The organism is Achromobacter sp. D10 (assembly GCF_035282245.1).
Lineage (GTDB): Bacteria > Pseudomonadota > Gammaproteobacteria > Burkholderiales > Burkholderiaceae_B > Achromobacter > Achromobacter insolitus.
The window spans coordinates 109,677-125,339 of record NZ_JAYJLE010000013.1 but is presented as its reverse complement, the minus strand read 5'-3'; the positions used below and the strand labels follow the sequence as shown (position 1 = coordinate 125,339).

At 67.8% G+C, this 15,663-nt stretch carries 14 protein-coding genes; 11 read left to right on the top strand and 3 right to left on the bottom strand.

Features of this window, described 5'->3' with window-relative positions; all coding sequences use genetic code 11:
• Positions 1-2 precede the first annotated feature (2 nt).
• The 11 genes from VCS63_RS25530 (at position 3) to VCS63_RS25480 (ending at position 12,063) form a co-directional block, all read left to right on the top strand.
• On the top strand, positions 3-1,007 hold the full coding sequence (locus tag VCS63_RS25530; RefSeq protein WP_149064430.1) for an ornithine cyclodeaminase family protein: 1,005 nt from the start codon (positions 3-5) through the stop codon (positions 1,005-1,007).
• Between the two features lie 10 nt (positions 1,008-1,017).
• The gene (locus tag VCS63_RS25525; RefSeq protein ID WP_323881401.1) at positions 1,018-1,836 is read left to right on the top strand and encodes a phosphate/phosphite/phosphonate ABC transporter substrate-binding protein; all 819 of its coding nucleotides are present in this window, start codon (positions 1,018-1,020) and stop codon (positions 1,834-1,836) included.
• A 186-nt stretch (positions 1,837-2,022) separates the two neighbouring features.
• Positions 2,023-2,952 (top strand): LysR family transcriptional regulator, encoded by a 930-nt coding sequence (locus tag VCS63_RS25520; protein ID WP_042793866.1) that lies wholly within the window; start codon positions 2,023-2,025, stop codon positions 2,950-2,952.
• Between the two features lie 130 nt (positions 2,953-3,082).
• The gene (locus VCS63_RS25515; protein WP_063639901.1) at positions 3,083-3,892 is read left to right on the top strand and encodes a DUF3348 domain-containing protein; all 810 of its coding nucleotides are present in this window, start codon (positions 3,083-3,085) and stop codon (positions 3,890-3,892) included.
• A 10-nt stretch (positions 3,893-3,902) separates the two neighbouring features.
• Positions 3,903-7,592 (top strand): DUF802 domain-containing protein, encoded by a 3,690-nt coding sequence (locus tag VCS63_RS25510; protein ID WP_323881398.1) that lies wholly within the window; start codon positions 3,903-3,905, stop codon positions 7,590-7,592.
• Positions 7,589-8,239 (top strand): OmpA family protein, encoded by a 651-nt coding sequence (locus tag VCS63_RS25505; RefSeq protein ID WP_063639905.1) that lies wholly within the window; start codon positions 7,589-7,591, stop codon positions 8,237-8,239. Before VCS63_RS25510 ends, VCS63_RS25505 begins: the two co-directional genes overlap by 4 nt.
• A complete protein-coding gene (locus VCS63_RS25500; RefSeq protein ID WP_063639907.1) occupies positions 8,229-8,876 on the top strand; it encodes a DUF2894 domain-containing protein in 648 nt (215 codons plus the stop codon). Before VCS63_RS25505 ends, VCS63_RS25500 begins: the two co-directional genes overlap by 11 nt.
• Positions 8,877-8,977: 101 nt before the next feature.
• Positions 8,978-9,223, top strand: coding sequence for a ParD-like family protein (locus tag VCS63_RS25495; RefSeq protein WP_042793868.1), 246 nt, complete (start codon positions 8,978-8,980; stop codon positions 9,221-9,223).
• Positions 9,224-10,015, top strand: coding sequence for a type I methionyl aminopeptidase (map, locus tag VCS63_RS25490; protein WP_063639909.1), 792 nt, complete (start codon positions 9,224-9,226; stop codon positions 10,013-10,015).
• A gap of 109 nt (positions 10,016-10,124) precedes the next feature.
• The gene (locus VCS63_RS25485; protein WP_323881394.1) at positions 10,125-11,345 is read left to right on the top strand and encodes an MFS transporter; all 1,221 of its coding nucleotides are present in this window, start codon (positions 10,125-10,127) and stop codon (positions 11,343-11,345) included.
• A gap of 94 nt (positions 11,346-11,439) precedes the next feature.
• Positions 11,440-12,063: a glutathione S-transferase family protein gene (locus tag VCS63_RS25480; RefSeq protein WP_042793870.1), complete on the top strand. Its 624-nt coding sequence runs from the start codon at positions 11,440-11,442 to the stop codon at positions 12,061-12,063.
• 58 nt (positions 12,064-12,121) lie between these two features.
• Here VCS63_RS25480 and sodC read toward each other — a convergent pair whose 3' ends face one another.
• The 3 genes from sodC to VCS63_RS25465 all read right to left on the bottom strand — a co-directional run bounded on the left by sodC (position 12,122) and on the right by VCS63_RS25465 (position 15,565).
• Positions 12,122-12,646, bottom strand: a complete 525-nt coding sequence (gene sodC, locus VCS63_RS25475) for a superoxide dismutase family protein (protein WP_063639914.1) — start codon at positions 12,644-12,646, stop codon at positions 12,122-12,124.
• 149 nt (positions 12,647-12,795) lie between these two features.
• Complete coding sequence (locus tag VCS63_RS25470) at positions 12,796-14,115, bottom strand: DUF445 domain-containing protein (RefSeq protein ID WP_076813925.1); 1,320 nt, start codon at positions 14,113-14,115, stop codon at positions 12,796-12,798.
• A 61-nt stretch (positions 14,116-14,176) separates the two neighbouring features.
• The gene (locus VCS63_RS25465; protein WP_323881391.1) at positions 14,177-15,565 is read right to left on the bottom strand and encodes a gluconate:H+ symporter; all 1,389 of its coding nucleotides are present in this window, start codon (positions 15,563-15,565) and stop codon (positions 14,177-14,179) included.
• Positions 15,566-15,663 lie beyond the last annotated feature (98 nt).

Sequence of the window (15,663 nt, the reverse complement as noted above, 5' to 3'; positions counted from 1 at the left end):
TCATGCAATCCATAGACATTACCTACCTGAATGGCCCCGACGTCCGCGCGCTGGCCCTGACCGACGCGGAAATCCTGGCGGCAGTGCAAAGCGCGCTCGACGCCCAGGGACGAGGCAAGACCGTCATCGAACCGCGCATGCACCTGGTGCCCGAGTCTTCCGCCAAAGGGCACTTCAATGTGCTGCGCGGCTACATCGAGCCGCTGCACGTGGCCGGCGTGAAGGTGGTCAGCGACTTCGTCGACAACTACAAGGTCGGCCTGCCTTCGGAAATGGCCTTGCTCAATCTGTTCGATCCGGTCAATGGCAAGCCGCTGGCCGTGGTCGACGCCACCGCCATCACCGACATGCGTACCGGCGCGGTGACGGCGCTGGGCGCCAAGTATCTGGCGCGCAAGAACAGCAAGGTGCTGGGCCATATCGGGTCGCGCGGGACTTCATACTGGAACGTGCGCCTGCTCGACAGCCTCTACGACTTCGACGAGATCCGCGTGCATTCGCGCCGCCCGGAAAGCCAGCAGGCCTTTGGCGAGCGCCTGTCGCGCGATCTGGGCAAACCGGTGAAGGTCGTCAACGATTGGGAGTCCTGCGTGCGGGGCGCCGACATCGTGGTCGAGGCCTCGCGCCTGCCCGAGCCCACGCCGCTGCTCAAGACCGAATGGATCAAGCCCGGCGCCCTCGTCATGCCCTATGGCACCATGAGCGCCGTGGAACTGAGCCTGACCGACATCATGAGCAAGGTGGTGGTCGATGACTGGGGCCAATGCCGCAAAGGCTTGCCCTACGGCGCCTTGCGCGCCCACGTCGACAGCGACCGCATCACCGAGGAAAATCTTCACGCCGAACTGGGCCAGATCGTGGCCGGCCTGAGACCAGGCCGAGAGCGCGACGACGAGACCATCCTGTTCTGGCACCGCGGCCTGTCCACCACCGACATCGCGCTGGGCCATGCCATGCTTGAAAAGGCCCGCGGAATGGGTCTGGGCCAGACCTTGAAATTCGCGTAGGCGCCGCGCCATGGAGCTCATCACTTCGACCCGGATGTACGACGTGGCGCCGGGAGCGCGGGATGCCTGGCATGCGCTGCTGGAGACTGCCCATGCGCGCGCCGGGCTGCGCGTGCGCTTCGTCGAGCACGGCTGGCCCACGCCCATCGGCGAGCTATGGGAACGCCCCGGCCTGTGCGGCGCCTTCATGTGCGGCTGGCCCTACATCGCGGCCCTGCAGGCGGGCCGGACCTTTGCCGCCGTGGCCGCGGTGGTGCCAGACTGGCCCGCCTATGAAAACCTGCCGCGCTACCGCAGCGAATTCCTGGTGCGCGCCGACTGCAGGTGGTCGTCGCTGGCCGATGCGGCCGGCAGCCGCTATGGCTGGATGGTGCTTGACTCGCAATCGGGCTGGAACGCGCCGCGCGCGGCCCTGGCTGGCCTGGCGCCCGCCGGCGGTTCCTTGTTCGCGGCATCCAAGGGGCCCTACGGCAATCCGCGGGGCCTGCTTCGCGCCCTGGCCGAAGGCGAAATCGATCTGACCGCGGCCGACGGCTGGTACCTGGATCTGCTGCGCGAGCACGATCCGGGCGCGCTGGCTGGAGTGCGCACCCTGGCATACACGCCATGGACGCCCAATCCGCTGCTGGTCGCCGGACCCGATGTGGCCGAGGCCGCCGTGCGGGCCCTGTCGGAAGCGCTGGTGGCGATGCATGAAGATCCCGCTTGCGCGCCATTGCTGCGCGCCGCCCATGTAGCGCGTTTCACGCCCGCCGATCCGGCCTCTTACGCGGCCTTGAACGACATGGCGCGCGCCGCGGAGGCGGCAGGCTATCCCGCGATACGCTGAGAACGGGGCAGTCCTTTCCACGGGACGGACTGCCCCGTTCGGCCTGTCGGCAACGCTTTAAAGAATTATTAATACCCCGTGCCGACAATGCGCTCCTGTGAAGGCGGGTCTACCGGCCCGCTCGATACACGCATAGCAATGAAAGTTGGCGCAGGTCCGTCTGGACCGCGCGCGGGAGATGCATACATGAAACGCCTGCATGGCATGGAATTGTTCGCCGAAGTGGCGAAGGCGCATAGCTTCAGCCGGGCTGCCGCCGCGCTCGGCATGCCCACCTCCACGGTGTCGCGGCAGGTGGCCGAGCTGGAGCGCTCGGTCGGCCTGCGCCTGCTCAGCCGCAACACGCGCCGGGTGGAGCTGACCGACGCGGGACGGCTGTACTTCGAGCGCTGCCGCCGCATCGTGGCCGAGGCGGAGATTGCCCACGAGGAACTGCGCGACCAGCTGGAAATTCCCAGCGGCCCGCTGCACGTCCAACTGCCGGCCGCCTATGCCCTGGACGCCCTGATACCCGCGCTGGTGGCGTTCGGCGGCCGCTACCCGGAAATCCGCCTCCAGATGAGCGTGGCCGGACCGGAGTTCGCCGAGCACCCGCCCGAAATCGGCGACGTGTCGATCCGTCTGGGCGAACAGCCCGATTCCTCACTGGTGGCGCGCCGCCTGGGCGAGGTCCACGCCCACCTGTACGCCTCGCCCGCCTACCTGGCCGCCCGAGGCACGCCCGCCAGCCCCGCCGACCTGCAACACCACGACTGCATCGGCCTGCGCACGGGAGGCGGCCAGCCCGCGCCCTGGCCGCTGCAACGCGGCCGCGACCAGTTGCTGGTGCCGGTCGAGCACCGCTACGGCGCCAACGACGCCAGCATGGCCAGGCAGCTCGCCGTGCTGGGCGCGGGCATCGCCGCGCTTGGCGGCGATGAAAGCGGCCGCCTGCGCTCGGGCGAACTGGCGCGCGTGCTGCCGGCTTGGAGCCTGGCGCCCGTCGAGGTCCACGCCGTGACCGAAACGCGTTTGCTGCCGGCGCGGACCCGGCGGTTCATCGATTTCCTGGCCGACTATCTGGACAACCCGGCGCGCGCCCGGGCGCCCGATCTGCAGATCCGCCGCGCGGCCTGACGGCCGTCACAATATTGCATCCCGAGACGATGCGGCCCCCTTTTTCCGGGCATGCCGCCGTTTCCAGCCGCCTCTTGCCCCTGACCCAGCCGTCCACCGTGTAAACTCCCCCCTTTTTGACTCTGGTGGTATGTTGCAGGCCCCACAGCGCACAGGTTTAAGCGGCCCGACGCTCATTCGCTTGCTGACTCGCCTGACGGATGCCGACGTCCCGCAATCCAGGCAATCGCTTTCGGACCATCTGAGCCAGTGGCTTGGCTGGACGGATGCGATCGCGCTTTCGGCGGCGCTGAACACCAGCCCGCCGGTGATCGCCCCCGGCGCGCGCATGTTCAGCAGCGCCGAGGAACGCGAATGCGCCCGCGTGCGGACCACCCTGGCCGACGCCATCGCCAGCGACACCGCGGCGACGGCCGCCAAGCGGCCCGTGCCAGGACAAGCGCCCGCGCCCGCCAAGCAGCTGGCGGCGCTGGCCGAAGCCGACGCCGACTACGCGAATTTTCGCCAACGCTATCTATCGTTGCAGCACACGATGGAAACGGCCGTGGGTAATCTGCGCAGCCGGCTGCGGGGCATGGTCGCGGCCAAGAATGGCGAAATGACGCGCCTGGCGGTGGTCGACGCCATTATGGACCGCGCCCTGTTGCCCAAGGAGCGCGCGCTGTTCGGCGCGATTCCGAGATTGCTCCAAGGCCATTTCGACCGCCTGCGCGAGGCCGAGGCCGCCGCGCTGGCTGCGGCGCAAGCCGAAGCCGAGGCCCAGGCCGAATCGGAAGCCGCGCCCGATGGCGAGGCGGACGAAACGCCGGCGCCGACGGCTGTCACGCCAGGCGCATGGCTGGATACGTTCCGCAATGACATGCGCAGCGTCCTGCTTGCCGAATTGGATGTTCGTTTACAACCGGTCGAAGGGCTGCTTGCCACCCTTCGCGCCAGCTAACCGGGACACTATGTCCAAATATCTGACTAATCTCGTTGTTTTCTTGGCGGGTCTGGCCGTCGTGGGCTGGATCGGCATGGGCTATGCGGGCAGCAACCCGCTGGCGCTGGCCGTAACCTTGCTGATTGCCGTCTGCTACCTGACGGGCGCGCTCGAATTGCTGCGCTATCAGCAGGCAACCTCTGCGCTGACGCGCGCCTTGTCGGACCTGACCGATGCGCCGGGCAACCTGGGATCCTGGCTGGACAAGCTGCCGCCCGCCCTGCGCAACGCGACGCGCCTGCGCATCGAAGGCGAGCGCGCCGGCCTGCCTGGCCCCGCCCTGACGCCGTATCTGGTCGGCCTGCTGGTGCTGCTGGGCATGCTGGGCACGTTCCTGGGCATGGTCGTGACGCTGCGCGGCACCGGTCTGGCACTGGAAAGCGCAACCGACCTCGCCGCCATACGCGCCTCGCTCGCCGCGCCGGTCAAGGGTCTGGGCTTCGCGTTCGGCACCTCGATCGCCGGCGTGGCCAGCTCCGCGATGCTGGGCTTGCTGGCGGCGCTGTGCCGCCGCGAACGGGTGCGCGCGGCCCAACTGCTGGACAGCAAGGCCGCGACCACCCTGCGCGTGTACTCGCAGGGCTATCAGCGTGAAGAGTCCTTCAAGCTCCTGCAGCGCCAGGCCGAAGTGATGCAGCGCCAGGCCGAGTCCATGCCCACCCTGGTCGAACAATTGCAAACCATGATGAACGGCATGGCGCAGCAGAACCAGGCCCTGAGCGACCGCCACATGGCCAGCCAGGATGCGTTCCAGAGCAAGGCCGAAGCGGCCTACTCGCGCCTGGCCGCCGTCATGGAGCAATCCATGAAAGAAACCGTGGCGCAGAGCGCGCGCTCGGCCGGCGCCGCGCTGCAACCGGTGGTTGAAGCGACGATGGCCGGGCTGTCGCGCGAAACCGCGTCCTTGCAGGACACGGTGGCCGAGGCCGTGCAGCGCCAACTGGAAGGCCTGACGGCGAACCTGCAGGCCACCACCAGCAATGTCGCCGATATCTGGAACCAGGCTTTGGCCGGACAGCAACGCGCCAGCGAGGCAATGTCCCAGAACCTGCGCGCCTCGCTCGAGCAGTTTGCCCAAACCTTCGAACAGCGCTCGGCCGCCTTGCTGGACAGCGTTTCCTCCCGCCTGGAAGAATCCTCCGGCAGCATGTCCCAAGCCTGGACCCAGGCGCTGTCGCGCCAGGAACAGGCCAGCGAAAAGCTGGCTGGCGACAATCTGCAGGCCTTGACGGCGGCGGCCGCCAGCTTCGAACAGCACTCGGCCTCGCTGCTGCGCACCCTGAACCAATCGCATACCCTCCTGCAATCCGAACTGGCTTCGCGCGACCAGCAGCGCCTTGCCGCCTGGACCGAAACCCTGGGCGCCATGGGCGCCACGCTGCGCCAGGAGTGGGAACAGTCCGGCGCGCAGGCCGCCCAACGCCAGGAGGCCATCAGTGCCACGCTGGCGCAGGCCGTGCGCGACATCACCGCGCAGGCGGAAGTCCAGGCTCAGCTGCTGGAAGGCGTGTCGGCCCGCATGGAAGCGGCAGCCAACGGCGTCTCGCAACAATGGGCCAGCGCCCTGGCCCGCCAGGAACAGGCCGGCGAAAAACTGGCCGACGACAATCGCCAGGCACTGGCCGCCGCGGCCGCCACCTTCGAGCAGCATTCCGCTGCCCTGCTGCAGACGCTGGACCAGTCCCACGCGCAATTGCAGGCCGCGCTGGCCTCGCGCGATCAGGAGCGCCTGGCCGCCTGGACCGGTACGCTGACCGCCATGGCCACGACGCTGGGCCAGCAATGGCAGCAGGCCGGCGCCGACACGGTGGCACGCCAACAAGCCGTCAGCGACACGCTGGCCCAGACCGCCCGCGACATCACTGCCCAGACCCAGGCCCAGGCCGGCTTGCTGGAAAACGTGTCGGCACGCCTGGAAGCGGCGGCCGGCAGTGTTACGCAGTCCTGGACCGAAGCGCAGACACGCCAGGAACACCTCAACGCCAAGCTGGCCGGCGACAACCAGCAGGCGCTGGAAACCGCCGCAGCGGCCTTCGAACAGCATGCCGCCGCCCTGCTGCAGACGCTGAACCAATCGCACGCCGAACTGCAGGCCGCGCTGGCTTCTCGCGACCAGGAACGCCTGGCCGCCTGGACCGGCACGCTGACCGCCATGGCCGCCAAGCTCGGCCAGGAATGGGAACAGGCCGGCACCCAGGCCGCCCTGCGCCAGTTGGAAGTCAACGACACACTGGCCCAGACCGCGCGCGACATCACCGCCCAGACCAAGGCCCAGGCCGATCTGCTGGAAAACGCCTCGGCCCGCCTGGAAACGGCGGCCCACGGCGTCACCCAGGCCTGGACCGATGCGCAAGCGCGGCAGGAGCAGGCCAACGCCAAGCTGGCTGGCGACAACCAGCAAGCGCTGGAAGCGGCCGCCGCCGCGTTCGAACAGCACTCGGCGGCCTTGCTGCAAACGCTGGAGCAGTCCCACGCCGGGTTGCAGGACACCCTGGCCTCGCGCGACCAGGAACGCCTGGCCGCCTGGACCGGCACCCTGACCGCCATGGCCGCCAAGCTCGGCCAGGAATGGGAACAGGCCGGCACCCAGGCCGCCCTGCGCCAGCTGGAAGTCAACGACACACTGGCCCAGACCGCGCGCGACATCACCGCCCAGACCCAGGCCCAGGCCGACCTGCTGGAAAACGCCTCGGCGCGCCTCGAAACGGCGGCCAACGGCGTCACCCAGGCCTGGACCGAAGCGCAGGCACGCCAGGAACAGGTCAACGCCAAGCTGGCGGGCGACAACCAGCAGGCGCTGGAAGCCGCGGCTGCGGCCTTCGAACAGCATTCGGCCGCGCTGCTGCAGACGCTGGAACAGTCGCAAGCGGATCTGCAAACCGCGCTGGCGGCCAAGGACGAAGCGCGGCTGGACGCCTGGACCGGCAAGCTCGGCACGATCGCCGACACGCTGCGCACCGAATGGGAACACACCAGCGAATACACGGCCAACCAGCAGCAGCAGATCTGCGACACCCTGGCCGTGACCGCGCAGGACATCAGTGCCCAGGCCCAGGCGTCCGCCAACGACACCATCGCCGAAATCGGCCGCCTGGTGCAGGCGGCCTCGGAGGCGCCGCGCGCCGCCGCCGAGGTCATCGGCGAACTGCGCCAGAAACTCTCCGACAGCATGGAGCGCGACAACGACATGCTGGAAGAACGCAACCGCCTGCTGGAAACACTGGGCACCCTGCTGGAGGCCGTAAACCATACCGCCGCCGAACAGCGCACGGCGGTGGACGCGCTGGTGTCCTCGTCCGCGGATCTGCTGGACCGCGTCGGCACGCAGTTCACCGATCAGGTCCAGGCCGAAACCGGCAGGCTGGCGGAAGTGGCCGCGCAGGTCGCGAGCGGCGCGGTCGAAGTGGCCAGCCTGGGCGAATCGTTCGGCGCCGCCGTGCAGCTCTTTGGCGAGTCCAACGACAAGCTGGTCGCGCATCTGCAACGTATCGAAGCGGCGCTGGACAAGTCCATCGCGCGCGGTGACGAACAGCTCGCCTATTACGTGGCGCAGGCCCGCGAAGTCGTGGACCTGAGCATGGTGTCGCAGAAGCAGATCATCGAGAACCTGCAGCAACTGGCCAGCCAACGCGCCACGGCCGGAGCGGAAACGGCATGAGCGAGGACATCGACGGCGGCGTGGAGCCGACAGTCCCGGCCTGGGCCGTCTTCGGCGACCTGATGTCGGTGCTGCTGGGCGCCTTCGTGCTCATCCTGGTCAGCGTCGTCGCCGTGCAGCTGCAGCTATCCACCCAGCTCGAGGAAGAGGTCAAGCAGCGCCAGGAAGAAACCCAACGCCGCGAGACACTGGAACAGGCGCTGGCGGGCCCCTTGGCCGCCGGCCGCGTGACCCTGATCGACGGCCGCATCGGCATCAGCGGCAGCGTGCTGTTCGCGCTGAACTCCGACCAGTTGCAGCCCGAAGGCCGGGAAGTCCTGAAGACCCTGATCGAGCCGCTGTCGGCCTATCTGAAGTCGCACAACGAAATCCTGATGGTCAGCGGCTACACCGATGACCAGCAGGTGCGCGAAGGCAACCGCCGCTTCGCCGACAACTGGGACCTTTCGGCGCAACGCGCCCTGACCGTGACCCGCGCGCTGATCGACGAGGGCGTCCCGTCGTCCGCGGTGTTTGCCGCGGCCTTCGGTTCCGAGCAGCCGGTGGCCTCGAACAATGACGAGGAAGGCCGCGCCAAGAACCGCCGGGTGGAAATCGCCCCGATCCCCAAGCCCTCCAGCGACGCCGGGACATCGCATGGCCAGTGACGGCACCCGCGGCGAGCTCGTCGACGCCCGAGCCATGCTGGACGCCTGGCGCGAAGCTGGCGCGGACCGCGTCGCGCCCGTCCGCTTCCAGTTCATGGACGCCCTGGAGCGCCGTGCCGCGGCGCACGGCGGCGAAGCCCGCAGGCTGCTGGACGGCAAGCTGGCGGCGCTGATCCAGGCCTATGAGTCCGAGCTGGATAGCGCCCGGGACCCAGACTCGACGCCGAACCGGCCTGCCGCCGCGACGCCAGAACCCGGCCCGCTGGCCGCGCTGACCGCCTACATGGCCGATCCCGGACCTGATGCGCGCGGGACCACAAACCTGCGCGCCTCCTACCCCGAACTGGAGTCGCTCGAGTACTTCCGCAGCGTCTGGTCGCGGGTCAGCGCCGATCGCCAGGTCCGGCAGTCGCAGGAACAGGTGCACAAGAACGCCGGCCCGCTCAACTCCAATCAGCTGGTGCACCGCGCGCTGTCCCTGATGCGCGAGGTGTCGCCAGGCTATCTGCAGCAGTTCCTGTCCTATACCGATGCGCTGATGTGGCTAGAGCAGGTGCACGCGGCTCTCGCGCCCCCTCCCAGGGAGGCCGCCCCCCGCGCGGGCGCCAAGAAAACGGCGCGCGGCAAAGGGCGCTGACGCGGGTCGCCACCGCCTCGCGGCCCGCTCGATTTGCGCCTGCCCGGCCATCGGCAGTAAGATACGTTCCATATACAAACCATATATGGATCATTCACTCCATGGGCATCGTCAAGATTTCCGAGCAGATGCATGAGAACCTTCGCGTCGCCAGCGGCGCGCTCAGCCGCTCCATCAACTCTCAGGCCGAACACTGGATGCGCATCGGCATGCTGTCCGAGCTCTATCCCGAACTGCGCCACGCCGATATCTGCCAATTGCTGATCCGCATCGAACAGGCAGAAGGCTTTGCCATCGCCTCGCTGTCCCAAGGGCTGCCGCAATCCGCCCAGCAGGAGGCCGCATAAATGGCAAAGAAGGTTTCCATCAAATCCGCCGCCGACATCGAAATGGCCCGCAAGGCCGGCGCCATGGCGGCGGAAGTGCTGCACATGATTGCCGAGCATGTCCGTCCGGGCGTCACCACCGATGAGCTGGACCGCATTTGCCACGACTACATCGTCAACGTGCAAAAGGCCACTCCCGCCAACGTCGGCTACCACGGCTTTCCCAAGACCATCTGCGCCTCGGCCAACCACGTGATCTGTCACGGCATCCCGTCGGCCAAGGTGCTGAAAAACGGCGACATCCTCAATATCGACGTCGCCGTCATCAAGGACGGCTGGTTCGGCGACACCAGCCGCATGTACTACGTCGGCCAGCCCAGCCCGCTGGCGCGGCGCCTGGTCAACACCACTTATGAAGCCATGCGCGCGGGCATCATGGCGGTCAAGCCGGGCGCCACGCTGGGCGACGTGGGCCATGCCATCCAGACGGTGGCCCACCGCGAGCACTTCAGCATCGTGCGCGAGTACTGCGGCCACGGCATTGGCCAGATCTACCACGACGATCCGCAAGTGCTGCACTACGGCCGTCCCGGAGAAGGCCTCGTGCTGCAACCCGGCATGATGTTCACCATCGAGCCGATGATCAACGCCGGCAAGCCCCAGACCAAGCAGTTGCCCGACGGCTGGACCGTGGTCACCAAGGACCGCTCGCTGTCGGCGCAATGGGAACACATGGTGGTCGTGACCGAGACCGGCTACGAGGTCCTGACGCCCTGGCCGGACGGCTTCGGCGACTATCCTCCCATTCCCTGATCCCGTGGCGTGACGCCCCACTGAGCCTTGCCCGTGGCAAGGAACGGAGTGCGGACAGGCAAGGGCACGATCATGATCGTGCCCTTGCCGTTTCCGCCATACGCGCTCCATGTCCGCCCTGCCCTCCGCATTCCGCCGCCTCGCCGCCTCTAACCTGGCCGCGCAATTCTCCGAACAGATGGCGCTGGCGGCCGCTCCCCTGGTGGCGGTACTGGCGCTAGGCGCCAGCGCCGCCGAGACGGGCTATCTGCAAACCGCCCAAACCCTGCCGTTCCTGCTGCTGTCCCTGCCCGTCGGCGTGCTGGCGGACCGGATGTCGCGGCGCACGTTGATGACCGCCGCCGAATGCGTGCGCGCCGCCAGCCTGCTGGGCTTGCTGGCGTTGCTGGCCACGGGCGGGCTCAGCCTGGGCTGGCTGGCGGCGCTGGGATTTCTTGGCGCGGTCGGCACGGTCGCCTACAACGTCGCGGCCCCCGCGCTGGTGCCGCGGCTGGTCGCGCCCGCCGAACTCGCCAGCGCCAACCGCTGGCTCGAACTGGCGCGCAGCACCGCCTTCTCCGCCGGCCCGGCGGCCGGCGGGGCGCTGGTCGGCTGGATGGGCGCGCCGTCGGCCTACGTGCTGGCCACCGTGCTGTCGCTGCTGGCGGCGGTGCTGCTGGCGGGACTGCGCCACGACACGCCGGGACCGGCGCAGCGCAGGCACCTGCTGGCGGAACTGTGCGAAGGCGCGGCCTTCGTCCTCACGCACCCGCTGCTGCGCCCGGTACTGGTGACCGCCGTGTTCTTCAACACGGCCTGGTTCGTGTTGCAGGCGATCTACGTGGCCTACGCCATCGAACGGCTGGGCCTGTCGGCCGCGGCCGTCGGCGTCACGCTGGGCGTATACGGCGGCGGCATGGTAGCGGGCGCCCTGCTGGCACCCTGGCTGGCCCAGCGCCTGAGTTTTGGCGGCATGATCGCCGTCGGCCCGCTGGCAGCCTTGATCGCAAGCGGCATCCTGTTGTCCACCCTGGCGTATCCGTCCGGCGCCTGGGCGGCGGCGGGCTTCTTCCTGTTCGGCGCCGGCCCCATCCTTTGGACCATCACCACCACCACGCTGCGCCAGGCGATCACGCCCAACGTCCTGCTGGGGCGTGTGTCCGCCGTGATCCTGACCGCCACGTTTGGCGCGCGGCCCGTGGGCGCGCTGATCGGCGCCACGCTTGCCGCCCGGGTCGGCGTCGAGGCCTGCCTGTGGGTATCGACCGCCGGCTTTGCCGTGCAGTTCGTGGTGCTGTATACCTCGCCGGTGCTGCGGTTGCGCAGCCAGCCCGAACCCGGCGCCTGCTGAACGCTGTTGCGCACGGAAAAGCGAAAATCTGTATCTGTCGGCGGCAGCGGCGGGCCGCTAGACTGCACCGGTCAGTCAACACGGTGCCGGCACGATGCTGAAAATCCTGGGTAAAGCCTCATCCATCAATGTGCGCAAGGTGCTCTGGACCTGCGCCGAACTAGGCCTGCCTTTTGAACGCGAAGACTGGGGTTCCGGCTTCCAGTCGACCGACGATCCCGCATTCCTCGCCTTGAACCCGAACGCCATGGTTCCCGTCATCCAGGACGGCGACTTTGTGCTTTGGGAGTCCAACAGCATCATCCGCTATCTGGCTGCGCAATACGGCGGCCAGCACCTGTACCCCGCCGAGCCCCGCCTGCGCGCCCGCGTCGACCAGTGGATGGATTGGCAAGCGACCGACCTGAACCGCTCCTGGAGCTACGCCTTCATGGCCCTGGCGCGCCTGTCCCCCGCGCACCGCGACGGCGACGCGTTGGCGGCATCCTGCCGCGACTGGACGCACACGATGGAAATACTGGACCGGCGCCTGGAGCAGGCCGGCGGCCATGTCGCCGGCCCCGCGTTCTCGCTGGCCGATATCCCGGTGGGCCTGTCGGTCAATCGATGGTTCCACACCCCATTCGACAAGCCCCGGCTGCCGGCTGTGGCCGCCTACTACGACCGGCTCGCCGAACGCGAAGGCTACCGGCTGTACGGCCGCAACGGCACGGCCTGACGCGGCCCGGCCTAGCGCGGCCCGGCCTAGCGCGGCCCGGCCTGACACGGTCTGCCTGCTACTTCACCACGCCGCAAACCAGACGGCCGCCCCCGCCGCCCAGGGGGGCGGGCGTATCGCTGTAGTTGTCGCCGCCCACGTGCACCATCAGCGCATGGCCCTTCACGTCGGCCAGCTTCAGATGCGGCGCCACCACCGCCTTCTTGGCCGAGCCGTCCGCGGCAACCACGATGAACGGCAGATCGCCCTGATGGCCATCGGTGGCCATCGGCCCCTTGTGCGCCTTGGTGCCCTTGGGATCCAGGTGCCCGCCCGCAGCGCCGCCCGGCGCCATCTGGTTGTTCACCATGCCCGGCCCGCAGGAACCCTTTTCATGCACATGGAAACCATGCTCGCCCGGTGGCAGGCCCTTCAGGTTCGGCGTGAACTGCAGTCCGCCCTTGGTGTCCTTGAGGGAGATCGTGCCAGCGCTCTTGCCCACGCCGTCCACGCTCAGGAACGACATCGACACATTTTCCGCCAGCGCCGCGCCAGACGCGCCAGCCAACGCAAGCGCCGTGACCAGCATCGAGATTTTCTTCATGGAGTGCCTCCAAGATACGCGCCCGCGAGCCGCGGACGCCCGGTGGTGCATGACCGGCCCGTTGCCGCCCACGCCGAAAAAAACAATAGCATTCGCCTCGCGCGGTCCGCCAGCAATCTTCGTTCCTGATACAAACGCCACCCCGGGCATCACCCCCGCATCAGCAACACCACCGCATGCAAGCCCACCCCAATCAACCCGCCCACCAACGTCCCGTTGAACCGGATGTACTGCAAATCCCGCCCCACGCTCAGTTCCAACTCGTCGACCAGATGCCGTTCATCCCAATTCTTCACCGTGCGGGAAATATGCTCCGTAACCCCGCTGCGTAACCTTCCGGTCAGGCGCCGCGCCCCGCCCAGCACATGGTTGTTGATCGCTTCCCGCAATCCGGGGTCTTCGCCCAGCTTGCGCCCCAAGGCCAGCAAGGCGTTTTCCAGATGCCGCGCCAGCGCCGAATCCTCGGCCGACAGATCACGCCGCAGCGCCGCGTGAATGTCATCCCATAGACCCTGCACGTACTCTTGCACCTTCGGATGATCGATCGCCCGCTGCTTCAGCGCCTCCACCTGCGCCGACAAGGCCGGATCATCCTTCAGCCGCCGGATGTAGTCCTGCACCCAGGCTTCGTAGTCCCGCCGCACCGGATGCCCGGGCTCGGACAGCACCTCGCGCAGTTCCTCCACCAATGCCCGCGCCAGCCGGTCCGCCAGATTGTCCGCGATGCCGTCCACCGACTTGACCACGTCCACCGCCGCAATGATGCGCGGCCATTCCTTCTTCGCAAACTTCACCAGCAGGCTCGACGCCCGCGCCTTCACGTCCTCGTCACCCAGGTAGCCCCCCAGCCGCTCCAGCGCGGCATCCAGCAGCTCCTGATGCCGCCCGTCACGGGTCAGCAGGCCCAGCACCTCGCCCGCAGTATCGGCCGCGTCCCAGCGCCGCAGATTCTTCACGACGAATTCCTGGATCACGCCGCGCACCGCCCGGTCATCCAACAGATCCAGGGTCTGCAGCGCCACATTGCGCGCGCCCTCGCTCAGGGCCCGCGCCTGACGCGGACGCGCCAGCCAGCGGGAAAGGCGCGCCGCCGGATCAAACACCCGCAGCTTCTCCATCAGCGTGTCCGGATCCAGGAAATGATCGCGCACGAAGACCGCCAGGTTGTCTCCAATGCGGTCCTTGTTGCTGGGAATGATGGCAGTGTGCGGAATGGGCAGGCCCATCGGCCGGCGGAACAGCGCCACCACCGCGAACCAGTCGGCCAGCGCCCCGACCGTGGCTGCCTCGCAGAACGCCCGCACCCAAGCCCAGGCGCCCTGCCCGCCCATCACATGGCTGGTAATGAAGCCGCTGACCATCGCCACCAGCAGAGCCAGCGCGGCGATCTTCATGCGCCGCAGCTGTGCGCGGCGCGCATCGGAAGCCAGCTCGGAATGCGTGGCGGCGAAATGGGGCGTGTCTGTCATGGGCTCTCCGGCGAGGACAGCCCCAGCATAACAATAGAGGCCGGCCGCCGGCCGGGCTGGATCAGCCCAGGGGCGGCAGCAGGTTGAACAGCAGGACCATGATGAGGCCCACCACGGAGACGATGGACTGCACTACCGAGATCGTCTTGGTAGCTTCACCCATGGTCATGCCGAAGGACTCCTTCACCATCCAGAAGCCCGCGTGATTGGCATAGTTGAAGAACAGCGAACCGCAGCCGATCGACAGGGCGAGCAGCGGCAGGTTCAGGCTGGGATCCGCACCCGCCAGCGGTGCCAGCAGACCCGCCGCACCCACAATGCCGACCGTGGCCGACCCCGTGGACACCGACAGCAGCATGGCGATCAGCCAGCCCAGCGCCAGCGGCGGCAACGAGAACTGATGCGTCAGCTGCACGATGGCGTCGCCCACCTTGGCGCTGGTAAGCACCTGCTGGAATGCGCCGCCGCCCGCGATGATCAGCATGATGCCGGCAATGGGTTTGAGACTCTTGCCCATCGCGTCGCGCAGTTTTTCGGCATCCCCGCCCCGCATCAACACCAGCGTGAACGCGGCAAACAGCACGCCCAGCAGCATGGCGACCATCGGATCCCCAAGGAATGCCGCCACGCGCATGGCGCTGGAGCCCTTGGGCAGCAACATCTCGGCGCCCGCGTGTACCAGCATCAACAACGCCGGCAACAAGGCCGCGAGCACTCCCAGGCCGACGCTGGGCGGGTTACGGCTGGCTGCTTCCTGCCGGGTGGTGGTGAACTGCTCGAGCAGCGCCTCGTCCGGACGCGTCGTCATGCGCGGCGAGATGAACGCGCCATACAAGGGGCCGCCGAAAATCATGGCCGGCAGCGCGGCGATAAAGCCGTAAATCATGGTCGGCCCCACCGTCGTTTTCAACGTGGCGATTGCCGTCAGCGGGCCGGGGTGCGGGGGCACCATGCCGTGCATCGCAGCCAGGGCCGAGATCACCGGCACGCCCACGTACACGTAGGCCGAGCCCTTGAAGCGTTCCTGGCTTTCCAGCTTGCGCGCCACGCTGAAGATCAACGGCAGCATCACCACCAGGCCCACCTCAAAGAACATTGGTATGCCGATAACGAAAGCCACCAGGGTCATGGCCCAGGGAATCATGCGGGCAGACGTATGGCTGAGAATGGCATTGGCCAGGCGTTCGGTCGTGCCGGAATCCGCCAGGATCTTGCCCAGCATCGCACCCAGCGCAATCACCACACCCACCGCGCCCAGAGTCTTGCCCGCGCCGTTGCTCAGGTTCTTGACGATGGCAACGGGCTCCATCCCGGTGGCGAACCCCACGCCGATGGAAACGATCAATAGCGCCAGCAACGGATGCATGCGGATGCGCGAGACGATAAGCGCAACCAGCACCAGCACGCTGGCCAGGGCGGTAAGAAGCAGTTGGATGTCGGAGGAGGACATGGACGGGCCTGGAAAAAGATGGGCGCGGCCCTGCGGCCGTTTGCCGTGAGGAAACGGGATTTTATTCCCGCCAAGCTGAACGCCCAGTCAGGAAACCC